The following is an 8800-nucleotide window of genomic DNA, read 5'->3' as shown; positions in this document are numbered from 1 at the left end:
ACCCCCTGTTGGTGGGGGGGGGGGGGCGGGGCGCCGCGCCCCCCCCCCCCCCCCCCCCCCCCGCTCCCACCCGCTACTGATGACTCAAATCAAACGATCTAAACGCCTGCTTATGCATAATTACGCCGTTATTGCGTAGTACTTAAGACTGAATGTTGGAATGCGCGGGTTTTGTCCTGCGTCGGTAGTGTTTATCATGGCGGGCTGCCACGGCGGGCTTTTGGTGCCGCACGGTATTTTCGAGGAGTTGTTGCATGACCTTATCCTTCGCCATCAAGGCAGGGCTCATACTGCTGTTTGTCGGCAGCATCCTGTACGTGCATTTGCGCGGCAAGGCGCGTTTGCCGGTGTTACGCCAGTTCGTCAACCACTCCGCATTCTTTGCGCCCTACAACGCGCTGATGTACTTATTCTCGGGCGTGCCGTCCAAGCCTTATCTGGACCGCAGCAAATTCCCCGAGCTGGACGTCCTCAAAGACAACTGGCAAGCCATTCGTGAAGAAGCCATGCACTTGTTCGACGAAGGCTATATCCGCGCCGCCGAAAAGAACAACGACGCCGGCTTTGGCTCATTCTTCAAAAAAGGCTGGAAGCGTTTTTACCTCAAGTGGTACGACAAACCGCTGCCATCGGCCGAACTGCTGTGCCCTAAAACCGTAGAGCTGGTCAACAGCATCCCCAACGTTAAAGGCGCGATGTTTGCCTTGTTGCCGGGCGGCAGCCACCTCAACCCGCACCGCGACCCGTTTGCGGGCTCCTTGCGCTATCACTTGGGGTTGTCGACACCCAACTCCGACGCGTGCCGCATCTTCGTTGACGGCGAGGAATACGCCTGGCGCGATGGTGAAGACGTGATGTTCGATGAGACCTACGTGCACTGGGTGAAAAACGAAACCGACATTACCCGCGTGATCCTGTTTTGCGACGTCGAGCGCCCGTTGACCAGCCGCCTGATGACCCGCATCAATCGCTGGGTCAGTGCGCAACTGGGCAAAGCCACCGCCCCGCAAAACCTCGACGACGAACGCGTAGGCGGCATCAACAAAGCCTACGCCTGGAGCAAAACCTTTAGTGACCGCTTCAGCGGCGTAGTCAAACAATGGAAACGCCGCAACCCCAAGCTATACCGCATCGCCCGCCCGGTGCTGGCGGTTATCGTGCTAGTACTGCTGTGGCGTTGGTTGTTCGGATAAGTCATTGCAATAAATGTCGAGCGCTGGTTATAGTCAGCGCTCGTTGAGCCAATGGCTCATACCACTCTCTTCAAAAAGATCAGCTCATGCCGGTTCCCCTTACTCATAGCGTTGTCGCTCCAGCAGTCTTTGCTGGCGTGGTGCCGTGCGGGGGCAAACAGCCTGAGCAGATCAGCCACTATCCCCCTCCTGTCAGCCGCACCGTGGTGAGCGTCGTTGTTTCGCCACCGGGTGTTGGTGTTGCGGGCTGAGCCGAGCGAGCTTTCGGCTGCCCGTACCCGTCTAAAAAACCATTGAACTTCAGCTTCGGCTGAGTTGGCTTTTTATGTCTGATGACAGGTGTTACCCATGCTTTCGATTTCTAAAGAATCCGCGTTAGCGGCGGCGTCCACGAGTCTGTTTGTTCTGCTGTGGAGCAGCGGCGCGATTTTCTCCAAATGGGGTTTGGCCCATGCCTCGCCCTTTGCCTTTCTGTTGATTCGTTTTGCCATCGCTCTGCTGGCGCTGGTGCTGTTGATCCCGTCGATGAAACTGCAGATGCCACGCGGCGCCAAAGCCATTGGCTACGCACTGGCCACCGGGACGGTGCTGCTGGGCGCGTATCAGATTTTTTATCTGCTGGCGCTGGACCTCAAGGTCACGCCCGGCGTCATGGCCACGGTGATGGGGGTGCAGCCGATCCTGACGGCAGTGATTCTTGAGCGTCGTCACTCTTTTAGCCGTTCGTTGGGGCTCATGCTGGGGCTGACCGGCCTGATTCTGGTGGTGTACCAGAATATTGGTCTGGCCGGTTTGTCCTGGGGCGGAATGCTCTGTGCGTTGTTGGCGCTGGGGAGCATGACGGCGGGCACTTTGATGCAAAAACGCATTACCCAGAACCCACTGGGCACATTGCCGTTGCAGTACTTGGCCGGGTTGCTGTTGTGCGCGGTGTTTGTGCCGTTTCAACCGTTCCACTTTGAACACAGTGCAGGCTTTATGGTGCCAGTGTTGTGGATGGGGTTGGTGGTGTCGGTGCTGGCGACCTTGCTGCTGTACCGGATGATCGCCCGCGGCAACCTGGTAAACGTCACCAGCCTTTTCTACCTGGTGCCTGCGGTCACAGCGGTCATGGACTACCTGATCTTTGGCAACAAACTGGCCTTGCTGAGCGTACTCGGCATGGCCTTGATCATCATTGGTCTGGTCTTCGTGTTCCGTAAAACCACCCGTTAACCCATATCACCCTGTAGGAGCGAGCTTGCTCGCGATCTTTTGATCTTTTAAAAGATCGCGAGGCAAGCTCGCTCCTACAGGGCATTTTTATTGGGCTTGAGCACCAGCCATAACGCTGCGGCGATCAGCAGTCCGCCGTACAGGTGCGCGATTGACAGCGGTTCGCCCAGAAACAAGGCGCCCCACAAGATCCCGAAGGGCGGGGTCATAAAGGTCACGGTCATGGATTTGACCGGGCCGATGTTGGTCAGCAAACGGAAGAACAAGATGTAGGCAAAGGCTGTGCACACCAGCCCAAGCACCAACAACGACAACCATACCCGTGCACCGCCCCAATCGGCTGGCGGTTGATTAAGCAGGCTCAGGCCAAACAACGGCAGCAGAAACAAGGTCGCGCCGAGCATGCTGCCCATGGCCGAAAGACGCGGGTCCAGCCCGCCTTGTTGATCCAGCCAGCGGCGCGCCAAAAAGCCCGCAAAGCCATAGCAGATCGTCGCCAGCAGGCAGGCGAGGGCGCCCATCAGCAAGTTCAGGTCAAAGGCCACCGGCCCGGCACCGGTCAACACGCCGACGCCAAATAATCCGAGAAATACCCCGGCCAGCTTGGTGAGGGTGAGTTGCTCACTGAAAAACAACCCGCCAATCAATACGCCCATCAGCGGCGTGGTCGCATTAAAGATGGCTGAATACCCCGCAGGCAGTACTTGCGCCGCAACCGAATACAACGTGGCAGGCAACCCGGAGTTGATGACGCCCAGGATCAACACCACCCTCAACTTGCCGCCGAAGTTCCAGCTGACGCGCATCAGCACCAACATCACCAGCAAGCCGGTAGCAGCAATCGAAACCCTGAAAAACGCGGTGGGAATAGAGCCGAGCACTGGCGCGATGATTCGCATAAACAGGAAACTGGCGCCCCAAATGCCGGCCAGCGACAGCATGCGTACAAAATCTGCGAATCTCACAAGGTATCTCTTACAAAGATTAAGCCGCGCAGTGTAGGGGATGCAGCCTGCAAGGCAATGGTTGCGCGCAATTCCTACAGATTCGTGCACAACCGCTTAAATCTGCGACAATCGCCGCCTGCCTTTACCAAGACTTTTGCGCACCTGATGACTGACGAATCGCCTGCTATCAACCAACTGTTGAAAAACCTTGATCACGCCATGATTGCCGACCGCCACAAGCTGCGGCGGCAGTTGCATGAGCTGCGCAAGAAGCCTGATGACGCCAAGCTGGCGGCCTGGGCCGAGCGTGTGCAGGCCTCGTGCGCGCAGGTGACTGCGCGGGCGGCCAGCGTGCCGTTGATTCGTTATGACGAAAATCTGCCGATTGCCGCCAAGCGCGACGAGATCAAGGCAGCGTTGCTCAAGCATCAGGTGTTGATCCTGGCCGGTGAAACCGGTTCGGGTAAAACCACTCAATTGCCGAAAATCTGCCTCGAAATTGGCCGCGGCCAGCACGGGTTGATCGGTCACACCCAGCCTCGCCGGATTGCTGCGCGCAGCGTTGCCAGCCGGGTCGCTGAAGAACTGGGTACGCCGCTGGGGGCGCTGGTCGGCTATCAAGTGCGGTTTGAGGATCAGAGTGATTCCAACACTCTGATCAAGTTGATGACCGACGGCATCCTGCTTGCCGAAACCCAGCACGACCGTTACCTCGAGCGCTACGACACGATCATCGTCGACGAAGCCCACGAGCGCAGTCTGAACATCGACTTTTTGCTCGGCTATCTGAAGATCCTCCTGCCACGGCGCCCGGACCTCAAAGTCATCATCACCTCGGCCACCATCGATCTGGAGCGTTTTTCCAAACACTTCAACGATTCGCCGATTGTTGAAGTGTCCGGTCGTACCTTCCCGGTCGAAACATGGTACCGCCCGCTGACCTCTGAGCAGGACGAAGAGGGCAACAGTGTCGAAGAGGACTTGAGTGTCGACCAGGCGATCATCGCCACCCTCGATGAAATCGCCGCCCATGAGCGCAGCGAGCGTAAAAGCCCCGGCGACGTGCTGGTGTTTTTGCCCGGCGAGCGCGAGATCCGCGATGCCGCCGAGATGCTGCGCAAGGCACAACTCAAACACACCGAAATTCTGCCTTTGTATGCGCGCCTGTCACCGGCCGAGCAACAACGGATATTCCAGTCGCATCCGGGGCGTCGCGTGGTGCTGGCAACCAACGTTGCAGAAACCTCGTTGACCGTGCCGGGTATTCGCTATGTGATTGACAGCGGCACCGCGCGCATCAGCCGTTACAGCTATCGGGCCAAGGTGCAGCGCCTGCCGATCGAAGCTATTTCCCAGGCCAGTGCCAACCAGCGTAAAGGCCGCTGCGGACGGGTCGAGCCGGGGATCTGCGTGCGCTTGTACGCCGAGGAAGACTTCAACGGTCGCCCGGAATTTACCGACCCCGAGATTCTGCGGACCAACCTTGCAGCCGTTATCTTGCAGATGCTGCACCTGCGTCTGGGCGAAATTACCGCGTTTCCGTTTATCGAGCCGCCGGATGGCAAGGCGATCACCGACGGTTTCAACCTGCTGCAAGAGCTGTCAGCGGTTAACCGCGAGAACCAGCTGACACCGCTGGGCCGCCAACTGGCGCGCCTGCCGGTGGACCCGCGCATGGGCCGCATGTTGCTTGAAGCCGCCAAGCTGGGCAGTTTGCAGGAAGTGTTGATCGTCGCCAGTGCGATGTCGGTGCAAGACCCGCGTGAACGCCCGCCTGAACGTCAGCAGGCTGCGGATCAGGCCCACGCGCAGTGGAAAGACGTGGACTCGGACTTTGCCGCGCTGATCAATGTGTGGCGCGGCTTCGAAGAGCAGCGCCAGGCCTTGACCGCGAGCCCGCTGCGCAATTGGTGCCGCAAAAACTTCCTGAATTATCTGCGGCTGCGCGAGTGGCGTGACTCCCATCGCCAATTGAGTTTGATCTGCCGTGACATGCAGCTCAGCGTCAATAAAGAGCCGGCCGACTACCCAAAACTGCACAAGGCAGTGTTGTCGGGCCTGCTCAGCCAGATCGGGCAGAAGACGGAAGACGGCGATTACCTGGGCGCGCGTCAACGCCGCTTCTGGATTCACCCGTCGTCGGGCCTGGGCAAAAAACGCCCGCAATGGCTGATGACCGCCGAGCTGGTCGAAACCACCAAGCTCTATGCGCGGATGGTGGCCAAGATTGAACCTGACTGGATCGAGCCGCTGGCGGGGCACTTGATCAAAAAGAACTACTTCGAGCCGCATTGGGAAAAGAAACGCGGGCAAGTGGTGGCCTACGAGCAGATCACCCTGTACGGCTTGATTGTGGTCGGTCGGCGCGCGGTGCATTACGGCCCGATTGATCCGGTGCTGTCACGTGAGTTGTTTATCCGTGAAGGGCTGGTGCGCGGCGAGATTCAGTCGCGGGCCAAGTGCCTGAGCGCCAACGCCAAGCTGCTCGAACAGCTCGATGAGCTAGAAGCCAAGGCGCGGCGGCGTGACATTCTGGCCGACGAAGAAACCCTGTATGCGTTTTATGACGCACGTCTGCCCGCCGAGATCCACCAGACCGCAACCTTTGACAGCTGGTACCGGGTCAATAGCCAAAAAGACCCGCAGTTGCTGATCATGCGCGAAGAGCACGTGCTGGCGCGCGAAGCCACCGAAATCACCGCCAAGCACTACCCGAACACCCTGCACCTGGGGGATTTGACCCTCGAATTAAGCTACCACTTTGAACCGAATCACCTGCGTGACGGGGTGACGGTTAAAGTGCCGGCGCCCTTGTTGCCGGTCTTGCCGCCAGAGCGCCTGGAGTGGCTGGTGCCGGGCATGATCGAAGCCAAGTGCATTGCCCTGGTGCGCAGTTTGCCCAAGGCCTTGCGCAAAAACTTCGTCCCGGTGCCGGACTTCGTCAAAGCCGCGCTGCAACGCATGACGTTTGCTGAAGGTTCGCTGCCGCAGGCATTGGGCCGTGAACTGCTGCGCATGACCGGCGCGCGGGTGACTGACGAAGCGTGGGCCGAAGCCGCGCAGCAGGTTGAGAATCATCTGAAGATGAACCTCGAAATTGTCGACGGCGACGGTAAGTTCCTGGGTGAAGGTCGTGACCTTGCCGAACTGACGGCACGCTTTGCGCAAGCCAGTCAGGCGGCTTTGGCGGTGCCGCAAACAGCTAAAAGCCAGCAGCCTGTCGAAGCCAAAGTCTTTGCGCCGGTGGCCGAGAAAACCCAGCAAAAGATCGCCGGGCTGTCGATGACCGTCTACCCGGCGCTGGTGGAAGAGGGCAATACCGTCAAGGAAGGGCGCTTTTCAACGCCTGCCGAGGCGGAGTATCAGCACCGCCGGGCCTTGCAGCGTTTGCTGATGCAGCAGTTGGCTGAACCTGCCAAGTTCTTGCGCAGCAAGTTGCCGGGCCAGACCGAACTGGGCTTGTTGTACCGCGAGCTGGGCCGAGTCGAGAGCCTGGTTGAAGACATCCTGTTGGCCAGCCTCGACAGCTGCATCCTTGAGGGCGAAGCGACGTTGCCGCGAGATGGTGCGGGGCTGGCGTCGTTGGCCGAGCGCAAGCGCGGTGCCTTGACCGAGCACGCAGAGAAGCTGGCTAAACTGACGCTGGACATTCTCAAGCTGTGGCACGGGCTGCAAAAGCGCTTCAAGGGCAAGATTGATCTGGCCCAGGCGGTGGCCTTGAATGACATCAAGCAGCAACTGAGCCATTTGGTTTATCCGGGCTTTGTTCGAGAAACTCCGGCGCAGTGGCTCAAAGAACTGCCGCGCTACCTCAAGGCCATTGAAATGCGCCTGGAAAAACTGCCGGGTCAGGTGCAGAAAGACCGGGTCTGGAGTGCTGAGCTGGCAGGGTTGTGGGCCCAGTACCAGGCGCGTGCTGCCAAGCATGCTCAGGAAGGCAAGCGCGACCCGCAACTGGAGCTCTATCGCTGGTGGCTGGAGGAATATCGCGTGTCGCTGTTTGGCCAGCAACTGGGCACCAAAGTACCGATTTCGGATAAGCGGTTGAGCAAGCAATGGAGTCTGGTGGACGCTTAAGCCTGATCCTGCCGGAGGGCGTGTTTTCATGATTCGGCAAATCAGGCCAAATGTTGCCATTTATGGCAAACTTCGCGGCTATAACTACCTGACACGATTATTTTCGGCTTGAACAGAATAAGAGGAACGACCGTGTATAACGTCGTCATCAGCGGCACCGGCCTGTACACCCCGGCCAACAGCATTTCCAACGAAGAGTTGGTGCAGTCCTTCAACGCGTATGTGCAACAGTTCAACGCCGACAACGCTGGCGCTATCGAGGCCGGTGACATCGAGCCTCTTGCCGAGTCCAGTGCTGCCTTTATCGAAAAAGCCTCAGGTATCAAAAGCCGCTTTGTGATGGACAAGGACGGCATCCTTGACCCGCAACGCATGCGCCCGCGTTTGCCTGAGCGTTCCAACGACGAGATGTCAGTGCTCTGCGAAATGGCCGTCGGCGCCGCCAGGCAAGCGCTGGAGCGGGCCGGCAAGACTGCCGCAGATATCGACGGCGTGATCGTGGCCTGCTCAAACCTGCAGCGCCCGTACCCGGCCATCGCCATTGAAGTGCAACAGGCGTTGGGCATCCAGGGTTTTGGTTTTGACATGAACGTGGCGTGCTCGTCAGCGACCTTCGGTCTGCAGACGGCCAGCAACAGCGTGCAACTGGGTCAGGCCCGCGCGGTGCTGCTGGTGAGCCCGGAAGTGTGCACCGGTCACTTGAACTTCCGTGACCGCGACAGCCACTTTATTTTTGGCGATGCGGCCACCGCCATTGTGGTTGAGCGCGCTGACCTGGCGACTTCCGAACATCAGTTCGACATCGTCAGCACCAAACTGCTGACCACCTTCTCGAACAATATCCGCAACAACTTCGGCTTCCTCAACCGTGCTTCGGACGAAAACCCCGACAGCCCGGACAAGTTGTTCGTGCAGGAAGGCCGCAAGGTATTCCGTGATGTCTGCCCGATGGTGGCTGAACTGATCGGCCAGCACCTGGAAGAAAACAAAGTCGAAGTGGCTGACGTCAAGCGCTTCTGGCTGCACCAGGCCAACCTGAGCATGAATCACCTGATCGTCAAGCGCCTGCTGGGCCGCGAAGCGTCGGTTGAAGAAGCGCCGGTGATTCTCGATACCTACGCCAATACCAGTTCTGCCGGTTCCGTGATTGCCTTCCACACTTACCAGGATGATCTGGCCAGTGGTTCGCTGGCGGTACTCAGCTCGTTCGGTGCCGGCTACTCGATAGGCAGCGTGATCCTGCGCAAACGATAACCAAGGCCCAAAGCCACATCCTGTGGGAGCGGGCTTGCTCGCGATTCAGGCAGCTCGGTTTGTCTTGAGCACCGCGTTGTTTGCATCGCGAGCAAGCCCGCACCCCCTAGGGTG

General features: G+C 58.8%; 5 protein-coding genes. 4 read left to right on the top strand and 1 reads right to left on the bottom strand.

Annotated elements, in window-relative coordinates:
• The first annotated feature begins 254 nt into the window (after positions 1–254).
• The gene (locus QMX84_RS25035) at positions 255–1193 is read left to right on the top strand and encodes an aspartyl/asparaginyl beta-hydroxylase domain-containing protein (protein WP_123751988.1); all 939 of its coding nucleotides are present in this window, start codon (positions 255–257) and stop codon (positions 1191–1193) included.
• A 348-nt stretch (positions 1194–1541) separates the two neighbouring features.
• Positions 1542–2408 carry a DMT family transporter gene (locus QMX84_RS25030; RefSeq protein WP_282365048.1) on the top strand — a complete coding sequence of 289 codons (867 nt, stop codon included), beginning with the start codon at positions 1542–1544 and terminating at the stop codon, positions 2406–2408.
• Positions 2409–2482: 74 nt separating this feature from the next.
• Here QMX84_RS25030 and QMX84_RS25025 read toward each other — a convergent pair whose 3' ends face one another.
• Positions 2483–3349 (bottom strand): DMT family transporter, encoded by an 867-nt coding sequence (locus tag QMX84_RS25025; RefSeq protein WP_282365049.1) that lies wholly within the window; start codon positions 3347–3349, stop codon positions 2483–2485.
• A 171-nt stretch (positions 3350–3520) separates the two neighbouring features.
• Here QMX84_RS25025 and hrpA point away from each other — a divergent pair, with 171 nt between their 5' ends.
• Positions 3521–7432 carry an ATP-dependent RNA helicase HrpA gene (gene hrpA / locus QMX84_RS25020; protein WP_282365047.1) on the top strand — a complete coding sequence of 1304 codons (3912 nt, stop codon included), beginning with the start codon at positions 3521–3523 and terminating at the stop codon, positions 7430–7432.
• Between the two features lie 132 nt (positions 7433–7564).
• Positions 7565–8686, top strand: coding sequence for a beta-ketoacyl-ACP synthase III (locus QMX84_RS25015; protein ID WP_262126270.1), 1122 nt, complete (start codon positions 7565–7567; stop codon positions 8684–8686).
• The last annotated feature ends 114 nt before the right edge of the window (positions 8687–8800 follow it).

Origin of the sequence: Pseudomonas sp. PS01297 (assembly GCF_029959305.1) — a bacterium.
Lineage (GTDB): Bacteria > Pseudomonadota > Gammaproteobacteria > Pseudomonadales > Pseudomonadaceae > Aquipseudomonas > Aquipseudomonas helleri.
This window is presented reverse-complemented; position numbering and strand designations above follow the sequence as displayed.

Coding starts and splice junctions, on each gene's coding strand:
- QMX84_RS25035 (WP_123751988.1), top strand. CDS start 255: ATGACCTTATCCTTCGCCATCAAGGCAGGGCTCATACTGCTGTTTGTC.
- QMX84_RS25030 (WP_282365048.1), top strand. CDS start 1,542: ATGCTTTCGATTTCTAAAGAATCCGCGTTAGCGGCGGCGTCCACGAGT.
- QMX84_RS25025 (WP_282365049.1), bottom strand. CDS start 3,349: ATGCTGTCGCTGGCCGGCATTTGGGGCGCCAGTTTCCTGTTTATGCGA.
- hrpA (WP_282365047.1), top strand. CDS start 3,521: ATGACTGACGAATCGCCTGCTATCAACCAACTGTTGAAAAACCTTGAT.